Origin of the sequence: Cupriavidus sp. UGS-1, from assembly GCF_021213615.1 — a bacterium.
Classification (GTDB): Bacteria; Pseudomonadota; Gammaproteobacteria; order Burkholderiales; family Burkholderiaceae; genus Cupriavidus.
In genome coordinates this window covers 81,542-99,232 of the sequence record NZ_JAJQJF010000005.1, presented here as the reverse complement: position 1 = coordinate 99,232, position 17,691 = coordinate 81,542, and the positions used below count along the sequence as shown (strand labels likewise).

Sequence of the window (17,691 nt, the reverse complement as noted above, 5' to 3'; positions counted from 1 at the left end):
TGCTTGCTTGCTTGCTCGCGGCAGAACAAGGCGCCAGGATTCGGGTTCGCGCGGGCGAGGGCCGTTGCCAGGCCCGTCGGTCAGAAGAAGCCGAGCGCGTTGGGGCTGTAGCTGACCAGCAGGTTCTTGGTCTGCTGGTAGTGGTCGAGCATCATCTTGTGGTTCTCGCGCCCGATGCCCGATTGCTTGTAGCCGCCGAACGCCGCGTGCGCGGGGTAGGCGTGATAGCAGTTGGTCCACACGCGGCCGGCCTGGATCGCACGGCCGAAGCGGTAGGCCCGCGTGCCGTCGCGCGTCCAGACCCCGGCGCCAAGGCCATACAGCGTGTCGTTGGCGATCTCGAGCGCTTCTTCCTCGGTCTTGAAAGTCGTCACCGATACCACCGGCCCGAAGATCTCCTCCTGGAAGATGCGCATCTTGTTGTGGCCGCGGAACACGGTCGGCTTGACGTAGTAGCCGTTCTCCAGCCCGTTGCCCAGCTGGGCGCGTTCGCCGCCCGTCAGCAACTGCGCGCCCTCCTGCTTGCCCAGGTCGATGTACGACAGGATCTTCTCGAGCTGCTCCTGCGAGGCCTGCGCGCCGATCATCGTGCTGCGGTCCAGCGGATGGCCTTGCTTGATCGCCTCGACGCGCTTGATCGCCCGCTCCATGAAGCGGTCGTAGACCGATTCCTGGATCAGCGCGCGCGACGGGCAGGTACAGACCTCGCCCTGGTTCAGCGCGAACATCGCGAAGCCTTCCAGCGCCTTGTCGAAGAACGCGTCGTCCTTGTCCAGCACGTCGGCGAAGAAGATGTTCGGGCTCTTGCCGCCGAGCTCCAGCGTGACCGGGATCAGGTTCTGGCTGGCGTACTGCATGATCAGCCGGCCCGTGGTGGTCTCGCCGGTGAAGGCGATCTTGGCGATGCGCTTGTTCGACGCCAGCGGCTTGCCGGCCTCCAGGCCGAAGCCGTTGACGACGTTGAGCACGCCCGGCGGCAGCAGGTCGCCGATGATTTCCAGCAACACCATGATCGAGGCGGGGGTCTGCTCGGCGGGCTTGAGCACCACGCAGTTGCCTGCGGCCAGCGCCGGCGCCAGCTTCCACGTCGCCATCAGCAGCGGGAAGTTCCATGGAATGATCTGGCCGACCACGCCCAGCGGCTCATGGAAGTGGTAGGCGATGGTGTCGTGGTCGATCTCCGAGATGCCGCCTTCCTGCGCGCGCACCGCCCCGGCGAAATAACGGAAATGATCGATCGCCAGCGGCAGGTCGGCGGCCATGGTCTCGCGCAGCGGCTTGCCGTTGTCGATCGTCTCGGCGACCGCCAGGCGCTGCAGATTGGCCTCCATGCGGTCGGCAATGCGGTTCAGCACATTGGCGCGCTCGGCGGGCGACGTGCGGGCCCAGGCGGTCTTGGCGGCGTGGGCCGCGTCGAGCGCCAGCTCGATATCGTCGGCGTTGGAACGGGCGATCTTGCAGAAGGCTTGTCCCGTGACAGGCGACACGTTGTCGAAGTACTGGCCCGACTGCGGCGGTACCCACTTGCCGCCGATGAAGTTGTCGTAGGACGCCTTGTACGGGAATTCGATATCGAGGAACTTCAGTTCCGCATGGTTCATGGTGGTGTCTCCTGACGAATCGTTCATGTTGCGCTTGCGCTGCTGTCTTGACGACCGGGTGTCCGGCCAGTCCACTCCCATCAGCGCAAGGAGCGTGCCACTGGCCGTTCGCCGCGTTCCGGCATCGGTTTCGCGGCCAGGCGCGCCGCCACTGTTGCGCCGCTCATCGACCTGTTGCGCACGGTGTCCCGAAATGGAGCAACCGTGTCGCGGCCGTCGGCAGCGACGCATCAGTCGAGTCCGTGCTCGCGCGCATAGCGGTACATCTCGACGACGTTGGCCAGCCCCAGCTTCTTGCGGATCAGCGTCTGGTAGTTCGCGATCGTCTTGGTGCTCAGGTAGCGCTGCGCGGCGATGTCTTCGATCGCGATGCCGCGCGCCAGCAGGCGGAACAGATCGAATTCGCGCGGCGACAGGCGCATGTGCGGCAGCGCCTTCGGGTCGCCCTCGCCGGCGACGGCGGCGATGTCGTCGGACAGCGGCCGCTCGCCGGCCGCGACGCGATGCACCGCGTCGACCAGCAGGTCCGGTGCGCTGCTCTTGGTCAGATAGCCGTCCGCGCCCGCGCGCAGCGCCTGCGCAACGATGGCCGGGCTGTCGTGCATGCTGAAGACCAGCACGCGCAGCGCCGGCACGCGCGCCTTCAGGCAGCGCAGCACTTCCAGCCCGCCGCGGCCCGGCATCGACAGGTCCAGCACCAGCACGTCGGCGGGATGGCGGCTGAGCCAGAGGTAGGCGGCGTCGCCATCGGCGAACTCGGCGACCACCTGCAGGCCGTCGTCCAGCTCCAGCAGGCGGCGGTAGCCGGCGCGGACCACCGCATGGTCGTCGGCGAGCGCCACACGCAGCGGCATCATCAGGCCAGCTCCGGCACGCGGCCGTGGCCGGGGCCGCCGGCGCGGGCACGGGTGTCCGGCGCATGGTCCGCCGCAACGGCCGCACCCGGCGAAATCGCCGCGACGGCAGCAGGCCGCGCCGCGAGCGCGCCAGGGAAACGGGCCAGCAGCTTCAGCCCCGGCCGCGTTTCGCCGGACCGTGAGGCGCTCAGCTCCAGTTGCCCCCCATGTGCCCACACCCGTTCGCGCAGGCCGCCCAATCCGCAGCCGGTCTCGAACGCGGCGTCGGGATCGCCGATGCCGACGCCGTCGTCCTCGACGCACCAGACGATGTCACCGGTGGCATTGGCGGCCACGCGGGCCTGGACCGTCCCGGCGCCCGCATGCCGCACGGCGTTGGTCAGGGCCTCCTGCGTCATGCGGTAGAGCGCCAGCGCCAGCGCCGGCGGCACCGCCACCGCGCCGAGCTCGATCTCCAGGCGGAAGTCCGTGCGCGAATCCGGCTGCGCGCGCCACCCTTGCAGCAGGTCCTGCAGCATGCGCGCCAGCGGGACTGGCCCGTTGCCCGGCTGCGTGCCATGCGGCCGCAGCCGATGCAGCAGCGAGCGGACATCCTGCTGGATGCGCGCGCCATGCTGCGACAGCCCGTCGGCCACGCTGCGCAGCGCGGCGTCGTGCGTCAGCCGGCGCGACAGGTAGGCCGCGTCGGCCCGCATGGCCGTCAACGTCTGGCCGAGCTCGTCGTGCAGTTCGCGTGCGATCCGGGCCCGCTCGTGCTCCTGTGCGTCGAGCAGCCGCAGGCTCAGCGCGCGGCGGGAAGCCTCCGCCTGCGCCAGTGCCGCGGCGAGCTGCTGCAACGCCCGGCGGATCGCGTCGAGTTCGGCGATCCGCGTCGGCGGCAGCGCGGCATCGTATTCGGCGTGCTCGTAGCGGCGGATTGCCGCCAGCATCCCGCGCAGCGGGGCCAATGCCCGTCGTGCCGACCATGCGATGCCGGCAAACAGCAGCGCGCTGTACAGCGTCAACGTCGCCAGCTGGCCGGCGAAGGTGTTCAGCGCCTCGCTTTCCTCGCTGCGCGGATTCCAGTCCAACGCCACGCGGTATCCGGCCCCCTCGGCCGCCGGGATGGTCCACGACGCGGCCGGTTCCGCGGGCGCTTCACTGTCGGCAGCGCCGGTCTGCGGGACGAGCACCACGCCGCGATCGTCCCGCAGTGTCAGGCGCAGATGGCGCAGCGCGCCGGAAGCCGCGATATCCCGCAGGGCGCGCAAATGTCCGTTACGGGCCTCGGCGTGGTCGGCCTGCAATCCCGCGAGATGACGGAACATCCTGGCGGTGGCATCGGCGCCGCGCCGTTCGCTGCGGATATCGCCTGCGGCCGTGGCCAGCGCGAACAGCGTGGCGACGACCAGGCTCAGCAATGCGATCGGCGCGGCCCGAAGCAGCAGATGGCGGGACAGGGGCATGGCAGGGGTCTCCTCGTTTCCATCGAGGCGGCCCGGCGCTCTGGTGGCGTGGCTGCGCGGCGCATCGATCCCGGCCTGGCGAGCCGATTCCCGTCCCGGTCGGGAGTTTTTCCCGGCCGTCGGGGTATGGAACCTGCTCGACGGGATCGTGCGGCCCGACAGAGGTCCGCTCGATACCAGGAGGAGATGCAAGATGTCAGCCAACCGGACCGCTGCCGCCGCCGGCAGGCCCCGCGCGCCCGCCGCGACGCGCCGTACCGGGTCCCCCATTCCCCGTGCCATCGCCATGGCCTGCGCGATCGCGATGTTCGGCGCCGGCCACGCTGTTGCACAACAGGGCAGCACTGTGTCACAACAGGACAGTTCGCTGCCGACGGTCACCATCGTCGCCGCCGCGCCGCTGCCCGGCATCGGCGTCGAGCGCGATACGCTGCCATACACCGTGCAGGGCGCGCAGCGCGACACTGCGTCCGGTCCGCGCGCCGGCAATCTTGTCGAGTACCTGAGCCGCAATCTGGCCGGCGTCAATGTCAACGAGATCCAGGGCAGCCCATTCCAGGCCGACGTGACCTACCGCGGCTTCCGCGCCTCGTCGATTCTTGGCGTGCCGCAGGGCCTGTCGGTCTATCTCGACGGCGTGCGCGTCAACGAGCCGTTCGGCGACGTGGTCAACTGGGACATGATTCCCGAAGCCGCGCTCGACCATATCGCGCTGGTGTCGGGTTCAAACCCGGTGTACGGCCTGAACACGCTGGGCGGCGCGCTGGCGCTGACGACCAAATCGGGGCTGACTTCGCAGGGCTTCGGTGCCGACATCTCGTACGGCAGCGGTGCCCGCAAGCGCGCCGACCTGTCGTTCGGCGCGCGCAGCGAGGACGGCTGGCACGGCTTCGTCGCCGGCACGCTGTTCAAGGAGAATGGCTGGCGCGACCATTCCGACGGCCGGCTCGGCAATCTGTTCGTGAAGGCCGGCCGCAGCAGCGGGGCGACCGAGTGGGACCTGTCGCTGTTGCATGGCAGCAGCCGGCTCGTCGGCAACGGGCTGGTGCCGGACTATCGGCTCGATGGCAGTGCCGTGCTGCCCGACCTGTATGCGGGGAACCGGCGCGCGGTGTTCACCTACCCCGACCAGACCCGCAACCGCGTCGCACAAGCCACGCTGAACGGCAGCCACTGGCTCGACGACACGACCCGCATCTCCGCCATGGCGTACGTCCGCCACAGCCGGCGCGACACCGTCAACGGCGACGTCAGCGAGGACTACGCCGAATATGCCGAGGCCTGCGAGGATGGCTTCAACGCGGATGGCTCGCCGGCCGACGACGACTGTGGCTATACGCGCGAGCAGGGCGCCGCGCTGCATCCGGCCGTGTTGAACACGACCCACACCCGCCAGCGGGGCCAGGGCGCCGCACTGAGCCTGGCCAAGGAACTGGGCGCACACCGCATCAACATGGGCGTGACCTTCGACGCCAACCGGGTGCGCTACGCCCAGTACGAACAGGAGGCGCTGCTGAGCGCGGATCGCGGCGTGTCGGCCGCGCCCGGGTCCGAGGTCGAGCTGTTCTCGGGCGCCCACGGCAAGTCGCGCGCGATCGGCGTTTATCTGGCCGATCTGTGGACGCTGACGCCGACGACCCATCTAAACCTGTCGGCCCGCTGGAACCGGTTGAAGGTGACCAGCACGCTGATCGACAGCGACGGCAGCGACAAGCCGACGGAGCGCTTCACCTACAGCAAGCTCAATCCAGCGATCGGCCTGACCCAGCAGGTTGGCGCCGGTCTGACGCTGTTTGCCAGCGCCGCGCAGAGCAACCGCGTGCCGACGGTGATCGAACTCGGCTGCGCCGATCCCGCGCAGCCATGCCGCCTGCCGGCGGGCCTGCAGGCCGATCCGTACCTGAAGCAGGTGGTCTCGCGCACCTACGAGGTCGGGGCGCGCTGGCGGCCGTCGCGCGAGCTGGAACTGTCGGGCACCGCCTACCGCACCGACAACCGTGACGACATCCTGTTCCTGCGCGCGCCGAACAGCCAGCAGGGCTACTTCTCGAATTTCGATCGCACCCGCCACCAGGGCGTGGACCTGCTGGCCAACTGGCGCCTCGATGCGGTGACGCTGCGGCTTGGCTACAGCTATCTGCAGGCTACCTACCAGGCTCACGGACGTATCCTGGCCGGCGAGCGCACGATCGACGTCCGTCCCGGCATGCGGCTTGCCGGGCTGCCCCGGCACACGCTGAAGTTCGGCGCCGACTGGCGCGTGACGCCGTCGTTCGCAATCGGCGCCGACGTGCTGGCCGTGTCATCCAGCGTGATCAGCGGCAACGAGGACGGCCTGGCCAGCGATCCGCGGCCGGGCAGGGCACCGGATGCACGCCGCTGGGATACCGCCGGCTATGCCACCGTCAATCTGCGCGCCAGCTATCGCGTCAGCAAGCAGCTCGAGCTGTATGCCCGCGTCGACAATCTCTTCGATCGCCGCTATGCGAGCTATGGCCAGCTGGCAGAGAACATCCTGCCGGACGGACGGCTGGTGCAGCCGCACGTGGCGCCGCAGGATGCGGCGACGTCGCGCTTCATCGCCCCCGGTGCGCCGCGCAGTGTGTTCGTCGGGCTGCGGTACCGGATGTAGCGCACCGGCAAGGCGCGCGGCGCGGGACCGATGTGCTAGGCTGCCGCACTTTGCACTCCACGCCAATCGCCATGCAGCCGTCGCTCGCCGCCTTTCGTGCCGCGCTTGCCAGTTTCGTCAGTTCCCGCGCCCTCAAGCTCGCCGTCGGCCCGATCGTGGTGCTGCTGATCGCCGGTGCCGTCTTTCTCGGACTGCCGCTGGTCATGCTGATGACCGGTGTCGTACCGCCCTGGGTGCAGGCGCTGTACGGCGGTGCGGGCGGCGTCGCTCAGACGCTGCTGGTGGTGCTGTACCAGCTTGCGCTGATCCTGCTGGTCGCACTGTGGTCGATGCCCGGCGCCATTGCGCAGATCGCGGGCGCTTACCCCGCCGCCGAGCCGTCGGGCGACGCCGTTTCCGGCCAGCGCGGCGCGTTGGCGCACTACGTCGGCACCTATATCGTGCTGTGCGCACTGATCCAGTTTCTTGCCACGGTCCCGCTGCTGTATGCCGCGGCCAACCTCGCCGCGCAGGCGTGGCTGGCGATGCGGCTGATGCCGTATCTGGCACTGCGCAAGCGCGCATCGGCCGGCGAATTCTCCGCGCTGGCCAAAGGATGGCGACTGCCGTTTGCCGGCGTGGCGGTTGCGGGCGTCGTGCTCAGCGGTCTGATCGCCGCGGCGATCTCGGCGGCAATCGCGCTGTTGATGCCGGGGCCGGCCGCCTTTGCCGGCGTGACGATCGGTCGCGTGCTCGGGATGCTGTTCCTGGTCTACTGGTTCGCCCATCTGTCGCTGCGCGCGCTGGCCACGATGCGCGGCGCGGGCCCGGCGCTGCCATAAGGCGCGGTCCATCGCCGAAGCGCCTCGCGCTCGTGCCTATGGACGGTTGTTCCGGATCATCGCGCCCGGCGGACCGCTCGATCCGCCGAACCACGGCTCGACGCGCGCCTGGTTCTGTTCGACCAGGATCGAGTAGTTGTCCTTGAAGCTGTTCGGAAAAAAGATCATGCCGGGGCTGGCGACCCGATTGCCCCGTACCAGAATGCCGGACAGCGTCGCGCCCGGCATGCCCAACACCGCCAGCCCGCGCGTAACGTTGCGTGCCGCGGTGCGCATCACGAAGACCGGGTCGCCATCCTCGGCGACGGTGTTATCGAGGCAATCGATATTGAAGGTCGGCAGATAGGTATTGTCGCCATAGGGCCCATAGGCGGCGATGGCGATGCCGTCGCCGGCGTTCATGTTGTAGTTGTGGTCAATCACGCTGTCGAACACGCCGCCAAAGAACAGGATCGAATTCAGCGCACGGCCATGCATGTTGCGGAATTCGTTGTGGCTGACGGTGATGCGCAGATAGCCGGTGGTGATGTTGATCACCGAGGACGAATCGGGCACCACGTCCCAGGGCGTCGCCAATTCCATCACGCGGCCCTTGATCGATTTCAGATGCCGGTATTGACCGACTCCGGTGCCGGCGACGATCGACATCACGACGTTTTCCGGATTGCTGGTGCCGACCATGTCCCAGTTCGGATCGCGCGCCAGCGTCACCGAACTGGCCGAGCTGGCGGCGAGCCTGCCCAGATACGCGCCACCGCCGCCGTCCGTCGTGAAGAACTGGTTGGTCGGCGTGTACGTCATGTTGCGGAACAGGTTGTAGCCGAGATAGAAGTTGCGCGTGGCGTTGGCCGTGGTGCCGCTGATCATCGGGCGGCTGGCGCCGATCACCACGCCCTCGTTGATTTCGTCCTGGGCGCCGAACAGATTCTTGGTCACGACGACGTTCTGGCTGTTGGCGATGCCGTAATCGCCCTTGGTCGCCCGGTTGCCGGTGATCAGCACGCCGTCGCCGTAGTCGATCGACATCGTCTTGCGCGAGCTCAACGTCGAATTGACGATGCGCAGGTCCGGGCCGGCAATCTTGATCAGCTGCGCGCTTCCCGCGCCGTTGGTGTAGTCGGCCGACACGACGAAATTGACGCGCTGGATCAGGATATGGCCGTTCGCGCGCGGATCGCTGCCGAGGTTGGCGGCCCGCAGCATCGTTTCGCGGTGGGGCGCGCGCAGCGTCAGCGAGGCCACGCCGAAATGGCTTTCGCCCGTGATCCACGACGCGGGCGTTGCCGCGGCGCTGTTCGCCTTGCCGAGCAGCGTCGTCGCGTCCTCGGATTCGCCGACCAGATACTGATGGCGGCGCAGCGCAATCGTTCTTGAAATGGCGAATTGCCCGGCCGGCAGCTTGAAGACGGTGCGCACGCCATTGCTGCGGTTCTTGTCGAGACAGCCTTGCAGCACGGCGGCGTTGTCGGTGACACCATCGCCCGTCATTCCGGGGCACGACACCACGGCAGGCGGCTTTGGCGCGGGTTGGATGCGGATCGGCACCGGCAGCGCGGCGGTCAGGTCCTTGTGCTGTGAGCCGATCCAGACGTGGTACGAACCGGGCGCCATGCCGGCGGGCACGCCGGCCACCATCGCCGTATCGTCGGCGTGCTCGACCGTCAGCGGATAGAGCCGGTTGTCGGCCGATTGCAGATAAGCCTCCTTGCTGCCGTTGAAGTTCTTGCCGAACAGCCGCAGCTTGCCGCCGGCCTCCGCACCGCAATTGACCAGTTCGTGCGCCGGCGCTTCCAGACTGGAATCGGTATCGGGCGTGCCGAGAATCCATTGGATTTCCGGCCGATTGACGATGCCCTCCAGCGCCGGCACCGCGCGACCCTGGTCCTCGATGCGATAGGCGTACGGGCCGTATTTCAGGTTCGGTGGGATGGTGAAGGTCAATCCCGTCGAACTCAGATTGACCGCCGGCACCGTGATCGCGCTGGAACGGAGCGCGCTGCGCCAGTCCGTCATGCCGGATGTCAGCGCCACCAGCCGCACCGTCTTGCGGTTCGCCGTAAAGGCGCCGCTCATCAACACGCTTTGACCGGGCCGGTTCTCTCGCGAGGCCCAGAAAACGGCGTTCTTCTCGTAGACCGGATCGCTGTCCGGCCGCATCTGCTTGACGTCGACGAACACCGCCCGCTTGCCGCTGCCGGTATCGCCGTTCTTGCCGATCATCGGGTTGGTGCACCCGCTCAGCGTGCCGACGTCGGTGATGGGTGCGACCACCGTGCCCGGCGCGACCGCCGGCGCGGGCGCCCCCCGAGGCTCAGCAGCGCCCGCCACCCCGTGCCAGCAGCCGAGCAGCGCCAAGGCGGCGGTCAACACGCGCTGTCGAAAGCGAGACGCTGGCTTCATGGTTACCCCCGTTTGTGTCAGGCGAACGGACGACCATGCCGAAGCAGCATCCGCCACCTATATCGGACCGACCATTAATGTCGGTAAACGACAGCGGTAACAGTACGAAACGACACACAGCCTCAATCGGAGAGATTCTTCGTCCTCTTACTTAGCTGACGGAGATCAAATGGACTACAATTTGGAATCAACTGATCCAATGGGTGCCGATATGTTGGTCGTTCCGCCGGAGCACATCAGCGCCGCCATGGCGCTTTCGCCGCCCCGCGCCTCCCTTGCCGAGCTCGATGCAGCGGTGCGAGAAGGATTGCCAAAGTCCGCACTGCGAGAAATCGTCGAGCACGTGGTACGAACGTCAGAGGAGCGACGGATGTTGATGTCGCGGATCGTGCCAGAGGCGACCTTCAAACGCCGGAAGGATCGTCTGACGCCGGACGAGTCCGAAAAAACCGAGCGGCTAGCTCGGATCTTCGCGACGGCCAATTTCGTATGGGATGACGAAGAGGATGCCCGAGAGTTTCTGCATGCGCCGCATCCGCTCTTGGCCGGCAACACACCGCTCGACGTATCGATGACGGAGCTCGGTGCCAAGCGGGTCGAGGAAGTTCTCTGGAGGCTTTTCTATGGCATGGCTGCGTGATGCTGATCTACCGGATCGCAGACCGCCGCCATGACGTGTGGAACGGTACCGGCGCCATGCTCATGGGGGGCCGTTTCAACAGCCCGGGCCGTCCTGTCATCTACGGCGCCCTCAGCTTCGCAGGTGCCATGCTCGAGGTTCTCGTTCACTCACGCATCGGCAAGGTGCCGAGGCAGCATGTCGTGGTGGTCGCCAACGTGCCCGACGACATCGGGATCGAACGCGCAGGCCCGAACGACTTGCCGAGGGGCTGGGACGCTTTGGACGATCCCCGCGCGGCTCGCGGCTTCGGCGATCGCTGGCTGGCCGACATGAGATCCGCCGTGCTGATCGTGCCCTCGGTCGTAGCTCCTCTCGAGTGGAACGCGCTAGTCAATCCGATGCACCCGGACACAGCCAAGCTCGTCGTCTCGGCGCCGGAGCCGGTGCGTTGGGACGAGAGGCTGTTCCGAACGTCGTAATCCCCGCCGGTAGGCGGGGATCATCGGCGATGCCGAATGGGGGATGGAAGCCTCAGCGGCTGCTCCGAATGCTGAACGCCCCTTACTCCGCCGAAATCTTCGCGCGCTTCACCACCTCGCCATAGCGCTGCAGGCGGTCGGCCATCATCCGTTCGAAGGCAGCAGGCGCCATGTCTTCCGGCGGGACCACACCGCGCGAGCGCAGTGCGGCCTGCATCGCGGGATCGCTGGCCGCCTTGCGCACTGCCTGGTAGATCTTCTGTACCACCGGCTGCGGCGTGCCGGCCGGTGCCGCGATGCCGGTCCACGAGCTCAGGTTCAGCTCCGGATAGCCGAGTTCGGCCAGCGTCGGCACGTCGGGCAGCTGCTCGAGCCGCTGCTCGGAGGCGACCGCCAGCGCGCGGACTTTGCCGTCCTTGACGTGCGGCAGCATGATCACGAGGTTATCCAGGATGAACTGCACCTCGTTGCTCAGCACCGCCGTGATCAGTTGCGAGCCGCCGCGGTAGGGGATATGGGTGGCCACCGCACCGGTGCTGGCCTTGAACATCTCGACATTCAGCTGGCCCATGCTGCCGACACCGCCGCTACCGTAATCGAGCTTGCCGGGATTCTTCTTCGAATAGGCGATGAATTCGGCGAACGTGCGCACCGGCAGGCTCGAATGCACGACCAGCGCATTGGGCTGGCGGCCGAGGATGGCGATGTTCTCGAAATCCTTGATCGGGTCGTAGCCGATGCGCGGCTGCGTCAGCGGATTGGCCAGGTGGCTGCTCTGCGACGACACCACCAAGGTATAGCCGTCCGGCTTGCTGCGCGCGACGACCTGGGTCGCGACCGAGCCACCCGCGCCGGGGCGGTTGTCGACGACGACCGGCACGCCAAGAATGCGCGACAGCGGCTCCGAATACTGGCGCGCCATGATGTCGACCGATCCGCCAGGCGGGAACGGCACCACCAGCGTGATCGGACGCGACGGCCAGTTTTCCTGTGCCACGGCGCCAAGCGGCGCGGCGGCGGCGATGGCAGCGGCGCTCAGGCCAAGACCTACGAAACGGCGGCGGGAGAAGGGCAGGTTCTGCATGATCAGAAAGGCAGGATGGTTTTGTGAATTGGCTCGAAGGCGGGCCTGCCGCTCATCGGAGTCCGAGAACGGCAAGCGCCAGGGCCTGGGCTCGTGGCACGAAGGTGGAGAGTTCGCAGTATTCGCGCTCGGTGTGCGGATGGCCGCCGACCGGGCCGGTGCCACACAGCGTCGGCGTGCCGGCCGAGCTGGTCAGGCCGCTGTCGGCCGCGCCGCCGGTGAACTCGCCGTCGACGGTGAAGCCGACGCGTTCGGCGCTGCGCTGATACAGGGACAGCAGGGACGCGGGCGTCGTCGCCATCGGCATCGTGCGGCGCATGTCGGTGATGCGGCCGCGCGTACGGGGAATCGATTCGGCTTCGACGATCTCGCGGATGCGGCCGTACAGCGCGTCCATATCGGTTTCCGCGGTGAAGCGCACATCGAGCTGTGCCTTGGCATGCGGTGCGACCATGTTCGGCACGATGCCGCCCTGCACGCAACCGACATTGGTGGTGACGCCGGAGGCCGGGTCGGTCAGCGCATGCAGTTCGAGAATCTTGCGCGCCAATGCGTCGATCGCGCTGGCGCCATGGGCGTGGTTGATGCCGGAGTGCGCGGCCACGCCCTCGACCTCGAACTCGACCACCATCGAACCCTTGCGACCCGTCACCAGGTTGCCGCTGACGCGGCCCGGCTCGGCGTTGAACACGGCGCGAACTTCGCGGGCAACCGCCATGATCCGCTCGCGGGTCGCCGGCGAACCGATCTCCTCGTCGCACGAGAAGAACAGCCGCACCGGCGGCGCCTGGCGGCCCAGCCGCGCCAGCGCCTCGGCAACGAACACATTGAGCACCAGTCCCGATTTCATGTCGGCAACGCCGGGACCGTAGGCGCGTCCGTCCTCGACGCGGAAGGGCCGCCTGGCCGCGGTGCCTTCGGGATAGACCGTATCCATATGCCCCATCAGCAGGACCGGCAGGCCCTCGCCGGAGCCGGGCACCTGCGCATCGAGGCAGACGCCGTATCCGGGCACCGCATGGAAACGCACGGCAATGCCGGCCGCTTCCAGATGCGCGCGCAGCGCCTCGGCCACGGCCTGGACGCCGGCTTCATGGCGGCTAACGCTGTCGATGTCGACGATCTTCTGCAGCAAGTCCTGCATCGCCTGTTGCTGGCCTTGCAGCCAGTCCAGCAGGGCCTGTTCGCCCTGGGCTACTTCTCTATCCTGCATGGGGTTCCTGTTCACGGCCGGAGGGCGGTTCGCGATGAAAGGCGTGATGAAACGCGTTGTGCAACATGCGTGAATCGGCCGGGAAACAGGCGATGAAACGCTCGTTGCAGTAGTGATATCATCATGCAATACACATTGCAGGGTGTCAATATGACGAATTCCCGCAAGGAAGCCGCCGATCATGGCGCCACGCTGCTGGACCGGCTGGCGCGCGAGGCGGCCACGCTGACCGCGCGTGAGCGCGAACTGGCCGATGCGTTGACGCGCGGCTATCCGCACGTGCTGCTCGAATCGGCGACCGCGCTGGCGGCGCAGCACGGCACCAGCGCGTCGACCGTGGTGCGGTTGTTCGCCAAGCTCGGCTATGCCAGCTATGCCGACGCGCAGCGCGAAGCGCGGGCGAGCGTGACTGCCGCGCTGCCGACCGCGGGTCAACGCGCACCGGCGCTGATCGGCGGCAAGCGAACCTTGCGGGCGTGCCTCGACGATGCGTTGATGCATGACCAGCACAACCTGACGGCCACGCACGAATCGCTAGACATCGCCGCGTTCGAAGCGATCGCGCGGCTGCTGGCCGGAGGAAAAGGGCGCCTGTTCATCCTGGCGCAGAAGAACAGCGCACCGGTCAGCGCCTGGCTGGCGCTGCATCTGAACATGTGCCGGCCCAATGTGCAGGAGCTCGGGGCCGGCGCGGTGACGGCCACCGACGCCATGCTGTGGGTCCAGCCCGAAGACGTGCTGCTGACCTTCAGCGTCCGGCGCTATTCGAGCGCGCCGGTCAGCATCGCCCGTGCTTTCCGCGAACGGGGCGCCCGCGTCGTCGCGATCTGCGACAGCCCGGCCGCGCCGCTGGTGCCGCTGTCCGATCACCATCTGCTGGTACGCACCGCCAACGCATCGCCATTCGATTCGTACACCGCCGCGTTTTTCTTGTGCAATGCACTGGTATCCGCCGTCGCGCAGTTACGCCAGCCTGCCGTGATCGAGGCGCTGCAGCGGCGCGATGCGCTGTGGCAGGCGTTCGAGACCGACCCGGTGGAAGGATTGCGAAAGGGGTAGGGCGCGAAGGCGCAACGGCTACCGTCTGCCGACGCGCCATGCCGGCATCGGCGGATCTCGCCCAATGTGGACACTTTGGCGTGGCTTGGCGTCGGGATTCCATCCGCCTAAGCTAGTGGTCTGGCTCAAGCCAAGGAGGAGACCACGACGATGAACCGGTGGAACCGGCCGAACCCGCTGAACCTGCTGAACCTGCGTCTCGCCGCATGGATCGCGCTCGGTATCGCGGCCGTCGCGCTGGCCGCCGGCGCGGCGTGGCTGCTGTCCTTGCCGCCCGGCACGGCTGCCGCCGAACCGCCAGCGATCGGCGAACCGGAGAGGGCCGCCACGCTGGCCGCGCTGAAGCCCCAGAAGCGGCCGCGCCCGGTGATTGCCATCGTCGGCATCAATGACGCGACCGAGACCACCGACTATCTGATGCCCTACGGCATCCTGCGCCGCGCCGACATCGGGGAGGTGAAGGCCTTGGCGACGCAGCCGGGGCTGGTCAAGCTCTATCCCGTGCTGCAGGTCGAGCCGGACGCGACGATCGCGCAGTTCGACGCACAGCATCCCCAGGGCGCCGACTACGTGCTGGTGCCGGCGATGAGCCGCGACGACGATCCGGCCGTGCTGCAATGGATCCGCAGCCAGGCGGCCAAAGGCGCAACGGTCATCGGCATCTGCGCCGGCGCCAAGGTCGTGGCCGCGGCTGGGCTGCTCGACGGCAAGCGCGCCACCACCCATTGGTACTACCTGGAAGACTTGCTCGACGAGCATCCGACCGTGCGCTACGTTGCCGACCGGCGCATCGTCGTCGATGGCCGTGTCGCCACGACCACCGGCATTTCCGCGTCGATGCCAATGACGTTGACGCTGATCGAAGCCGTGGCGGGCCGCGACAGGGCACAGGCCGTGGCCCGCGACCTGGGCCTGCCGCATTGGGATGCGCGCCACGACAGCGATGCCTTCACCTTTACGCGCCCATTCGCCTTGACGGCGATCGGCAATACGATGGCGTTCTGGAATCGCGAGCGGCTGGGCATCGCGCTACGGCCTGGCGTCGACGAGGTGTCGCTGGCGCTGGTGGCCGACGCGTGGTCGCGGACATACCGTTCGCAGGCCGTATCGTTCGCCCAGCGGGCGGGACCGATCGAGACGAGAAACGGCATTCGCCTGGTGCCCGAGCACGTCGGCACGGACTGGGATCGAGGCCGGACCATAGCGCTCGCCGCGGAATCGCAGCCGGCGCGGGCGCTGGACGAGGCGCTGAACGGCATCGGCCAGCGCTATGGCGCGCGAACCGAATCCCTGGTCGCGATGCAGCTCGAATATCCCCGCGAGAATCCAGGCGGACATCAGCAACCCGAGGCGCGCACGCGCCCCCTGCAGTAAAACCAACGGAGGAGACACGATGGCAAAGATGATTTTCCTGAACCTGCCGGTCCGCGATCTTGCCGCGGCGACGCGGTTCTACGAGGCGATCGGCTGCGTCAAGAACGAGCAGTTCAGCGACCACCAGACGTCGTCGATGGTGTGGTCGGACACCATCACGTTCCATCTGATGACGCACGCCTATTACGGGACCTTCACCAGCAAGCCGATCGCCGATGGGCGCGAAACCAGCGCCATGCTGATCGCGCTGACGATCGACAATCGCGAGGATGTGGACGCCATCGTCGAGGCCGCGAAATCGGCTGGCGGCCGCGCGGACATTCGGGAACCGCAGGACATGGGGTTCATGTATCTGCGCACCTTCGAAGACCCGGACGGCCATCTGTTCGAGCCGGTATGGATGAATCCGGACGCGATGATGGGCGAGCAGGGCGCGCAATAGGGCAGTAGCGCAACAGCGCAATAGCCCATTGGCGCAATGCGGCGGCCGCTCGCAGGGATTCCCGCCGTAGCGGCCTTGCACGCTACCGTCAGTGCTCGCCTATCACACCGTCATAACATCCAGTCGATCGGCAACCACGACAGCCCGCGGATCCAGACGCGCTCCAGCCAGCTGGTGTTGGGCTCGGTATCGTGGCGAATCGTGTCGTTGCCGCGCCGTTCCAGCCAGTACAGGCTGCCGTTGTCGGACAGCCGGACCTCGTAGGCGTTCTGCGGGACGCTGGTGCCAAACGCCGATTCAATGCGGCCCGCCAGCGTGGGGCTCTCGATCACGAAGCCCAGTTCGGTATTCAGATTCGCCGAGCGGGGATCGAAGTTCAGCGAGCCGACAAAGACGCGCTGCGCGTCCACGGCGAACGTCTTCGCGTGCAGGCTCGCGCCGGAGCTGCCGAACGGTCCGGCGCGCTCCTCTGGCCTGGTCGGCGGCGTGGTATCGGCCTTGTCCGCCGGCGCCGCAATTTCGCGCTTCAACTCGAACAACTGCACGCCGGATTCCAGCAACGCACGGCGCCATTTGACATAGCCGGAGTGCACTACCTTGACGTCCGTCGCCTCGGCCGCATTGGTCAGCACGCGCACATTGACACCCTTGGCGGCCAGGTTCGCGAAGGCGTTGGCGCCGGACTTGGTCGGAACGAAATAGGGGGATACCAGATCGAGTTCCCGCGCCGGCACGCCGATGGTCTCCATCAGCTGGTGCCCGATCAGCGCGTGGCGCGGCGCCTTGCCCAGGACCTTGGCGGGGTCGTCGCTGACGATCCGCGTCTTTGCCCACTCGAACGCCAAGGTGCCATCGAGGATGCGGCGGTATGCCGGCATCGCCTTCAGGGCGTTCATGTAGGCTTCGGCGGCCGGGTCGCGCCGCGCGATGGCCGCCTCCCGGGTCAGCTGCTCGAGCCTGTCCGGTGCGACAGGCGGCACGATCGCATTGATCGGATAGGCACTGGCGCTGGCCCAGTAGCGATCGAACTCGCGCTCGACATCGGCCGCAATCGGGCCAACGGCCAGCACATCCAGATCGGAAAACAGCACGCCATCGGTGGCGCCGAAATATTCGTCGCCGACGTTGCGACCGCCAACGATGGTGGCCTGCGCATCCACGGTGAACGATTTATTGTGCATGCGCCGGTTCAGGCGGCGAAAGTCGGTCAGATAGCCGATGAATTTCGGCGACCGTACCACGAACGGATTGAAGAGGCGGACCTCGATATTGGGATGGGCATCCAGCGCGGACAGGATCTCGTCCAGCCCCGAAATACCGTTGTCGTCCAGCAGCAGACGCACCCGCACGCCGCGCTCGGCGGCTTCATGCAGCGCATCGAGCAGCAGCGTGCCCGTGGTGTCGCGGCGCCAGATGTAGTACTGCACGTCCAGCGTGCGCTCGGCCATGCGCGCGCCATGGACGCGCGCGGCGAAGGCCTCGCGCGGATCGGCCAGTGCGTGAATGCCCGATAGACCCGGGCGCTGGGACAGGGCCGGCGCCAAGGCACGTCCGAGTGCGGTAGCGCGGGACTGCTCTGGTGTCAGTGCGTGGGAAGGCGTCCGGTCTTCGAGCGGTGGCAGGGCGCATCCGCCGAGCAGCAGCGTTGCCATGGCGGGAACG

14 protein-coding genes are annotated in these 17,691 nt (G+C 67.4%); 7 read left to right on the top strand and 7 right to left on the bottom strand.

The window, feature by feature from the left end:
- Positions 1-80 precede the first annotated feature (80 nt).
- The 3 genes from adh to LRR16_RS08955 form a co-directional block, all read right to left on the bottom strand.
- Positions 81-1,601, bottom strand: a complete 1,521-nt coding sequence (adh, locus tag LRR16_RS08965; RefSeq protein ID WP_006578022.1) for an aldehyde dehydrogenase — start codon at positions 1,599-1,601, stop codon at positions 81-83.
- Between the two features lie 230 nt (positions 1,602-1,831).
- Positions 1,832-2,458: a response regulator transcription factor gene (locus tag LRR16_RS08960; protein ID WP_006578023.1), complete on the bottom strand. Its 627-nt coding sequence runs from the start codon at positions 2,456-2,458 to the stop codon at positions 1,832-1,834.
- Positions 2,458-3,903 carry a histidine kinase gene (locus tag LRR16_RS08955; protein ID WP_232205643.1) on the bottom strand — a complete coding sequence of 482 codons (1,446 nt, stop codon included), beginning with the start codon at positions 3,901-3,903 and terminating at the stop codon, positions 2,458-2,460. Before LRR16_RS08955 ends, LRR16_RS08960 begins: the two co-directional genes overlap by 1 nt.
- A 193-nt stretch (positions 3,904-4,096) precedes the next feature.
- Here LRR16_RS08955 and LRR16_RS08950 point away from each other — a divergent pair, with 193 nt between their 5' ends.
- Complete coding sequence (locus LRR16_RS08950; protein WP_370646774.1) at positions 4,097-6,535, top strand: TonB-dependent receptor; 2,439 nt, start codon at positions 4,097-4,099, stop codon at positions 6,533-6,535.
- Positions 6,536-6,606: 71 nt separating this feature from the next.
- A complete protein-coding gene (locus LRR16_RS08945; RefSeq protein WP_232205642.1) occupies positions 6,607-7,356 on the top strand; it encodes a hypothetical protein in 750 nt (249 codons plus the stop codon).
- Positions 7,357-7,392: 36 nt separating this feature from the next.
- On the opposite strand, the gene LRR16_RS08940 is transcribed toward LRR16_RS08945, so the two are convergent.
- Positions 7,393-9,723, bottom strand: coding sequence for a glycoside hydrolase family 55 protein (locus tag LRR16_RS08940; protein ID WP_232205641.1), 2,331 nt, complete (start codon positions 9,721-9,723; stop codon positions 7,393-7,395).
- Between the two features lie 244 nt (positions 9,724-9,967).
- On the opposite strand from LRR16_RS08940, the gene LRR16_RS08935 reads away from it, so the two are divergent.
- Both LRR16_RS08935 and LRR16_RS08930 read left to right on the top strand, forming a co-directional pair.
- A complete protein-coding gene (locus LRR16_RS08935) occupies positions 9,968-10,396 on the top strand; it encodes an antitoxin Xre/MbcA/ParS toxin-binding domain-containing protein (protein WP_006578082.1) in 429 nt (142 codons plus the stop codon).
- Positions 10,396-10,857, top strand: a complete 462-nt coding sequence (locus LRR16_RS08930; RefSeq protein ID WP_023263887.1) for an RES family NAD+ phosphorylase — start codon at positions 10,396-10,398, stop codon at positions 10,855-10,857. The genes LRR16_RS08935 and LRR16_RS08930 overlap by 1 nt, the downstream gene beginning before the upstream one ends.
- 82 nt (positions 10,858-10,939) lie before the next feature.
- On the opposite strand, the gene LRR16_RS08925 is transcribed toward LRR16_RS08930, so the two are convergent.
- On the bottom strand, positions 10,940-11,941 hold the full coding sequence (locus LRR16_RS08925) for a tripartite tricarboxylate transporter substrate binding protein (RefSeq protein WP_006578080.1): 1,002 nt from the start codon (positions 11,939-11,941) through the stop codon (positions 10,940-10,942).
- A 52-nt stretch (positions 11,942-11,993) separates the two neighbouring features.
- The gene (locus tag LRR16_RS08920) at positions 11,994-13,154 is read right to left on the bottom strand and encodes a M20 family metallopeptidase (RefSeq protein ID WP_232205640.1); all 1,161 of its coding nucleotides are present in this window, start codon (positions 13,152-13,154) and stop codon (positions 11,994-11,996) included.
- Between the two features lie 150 nt (positions 13,155-13,304).
- Between LRR16_RS08920 and LRR16_RS08915 the strand changes: the two genes are divergently transcribed.
- From LRR16_RS08915 to LRR16_RS08905, 3 genes are all read left to right on the top strand, one after another.
- Entirely contained in the window at positions 13,305-14,213 is a 909-nt protein-coding gene (locus LRR16_RS08915; protein WP_232205639.1) for a MurR/RpiR family transcriptional regulator, read from the top strand.
- A 150-nt stretch (positions 14,214-14,363) separates the two neighbouring features.
- Positions 14,364-15,587: a DJ-1/PfpI family protein gene (locus tag LRR16_RS08910; RefSeq protein WP_232205638.1), complete on the top strand. Its 1,224-nt coding sequence runs from the start codon at positions 14,364-14,366 to the stop codon at positions 15,585-15,587.
- A 19-nt stretch (positions 15,588-15,606) separates the two neighbouring features.
- Complete coding sequence (locus LRR16_RS08905) at positions 15,607-16,029, top strand: VOC family protein (protein ID WP_064573579.1); 423 nt, start codon at positions 15,607-15,609, stop codon at positions 16,027-16,029.
- 110 nt (positions 16,030-16,139) lie between these two features.
- Here the strand turns inward: LRR16_RS08905 and LRR16_RS08900 are convergent, their stop codons facing one another.
- A complete protein-coding gene (locus LRR16_RS08900; RefSeq protein ID WP_232205637.1) occupies positions 16,140-17,681 on the bottom strand; it encodes a phospholipase D family protein in 1,542 nt (513 codons plus the stop codon).
- Positions 17,682-17,691: the final 10 nt, after the last annotated feature.

Coding starts and splice junctions, on each gene's coding strand:
- adh (WP_006578022.1), bottom strand. CDS start 1,601: ATGAACCATGCGGAACTGAAGTTCCTCGATATCGAATTCCCGTACAAG.
- LRR16_RS08960 (WP_006578023.1), bottom strand. CDS start 2,458: ATGATGCCGCTGCGTGTGGCGCTCGCCGACGACCATGCGGTGGTCCGC.
- LRR16_RS08955 (WP_232205643.1), bottom strand. CDS start 3,903: ATGCCCCTGTCCCGCCATCTGCTGCTTCGGGCCGCGCCGATCGCATTG.
- LRR16_RS08950 (WP_370646774.1), top strand. CDS start 4,097: ATGTCAGCCAACCGGACCGCTGCCGCCGCCGGCAGGCCCCGCGCGCCC.
- LRR16_RS08945 (WP_232205642.1), top strand. CDS start 6,607: ATGCAGCCGTCGCTCGCCGCCTTTCGTGCCGCGCTTGCCAGTTTCGTC.
- LRR16_RS08935 (WP_006578082.1), top strand. CDS start 9,968: ATGTTGGTCGTTCCGCCGGAGCACATCAGCGCCGCCATGGCGCTTTCG.
- LRR16_RS08930 (WP_023263887.1), top strand. CDS start 10,396: ATGCTGATCTACCGGATCGCAGACCGCCGCCATGACGTGTGGAACGGT.
- LRR16_RS08925 (WP_006578080.1), bottom strand. CDS start 11,941: ATGCAGAACCTGCCCTTCTCCCGCCGCCGTTTCGTAGGTCTTGGCCTG.
- LRR16_RS08920 (WP_232205640.1), bottom strand. CDS start 13,154: ATGCAGGATAGAGAAGTAGCCCAGGGCGAACAGGCCCTGCTGGACTGG.
- LRR16_RS08915 (WP_232205639.1), top strand. CDS start 13,305: ATGACGAATTCCCGCAAGGAAGCCGCCGATCATGGCGCCACGCTGCTG.
- LRR16_RS08910 (WP_232205638.1), top strand. CDS start 14,364: ATGAACCGGTGGAACCGGCCGAACCCGCTGAACCTGCTGAACCTGCGT.
- LRR16_RS08905 (WP_064573579.1), top strand. CDS start 15,607: ATGGCAAAGATGATTTTCCTGAACCTGCCGGTCCGCGATCTTGCCGCG.
- LRR16_RS08900 (WP_232205637.1), bottom strand. CDS start 17,681: ATGGCAACGCTGCTGCTCGGCGGATGCGCCCTGCCACCGCTCGAAGAC.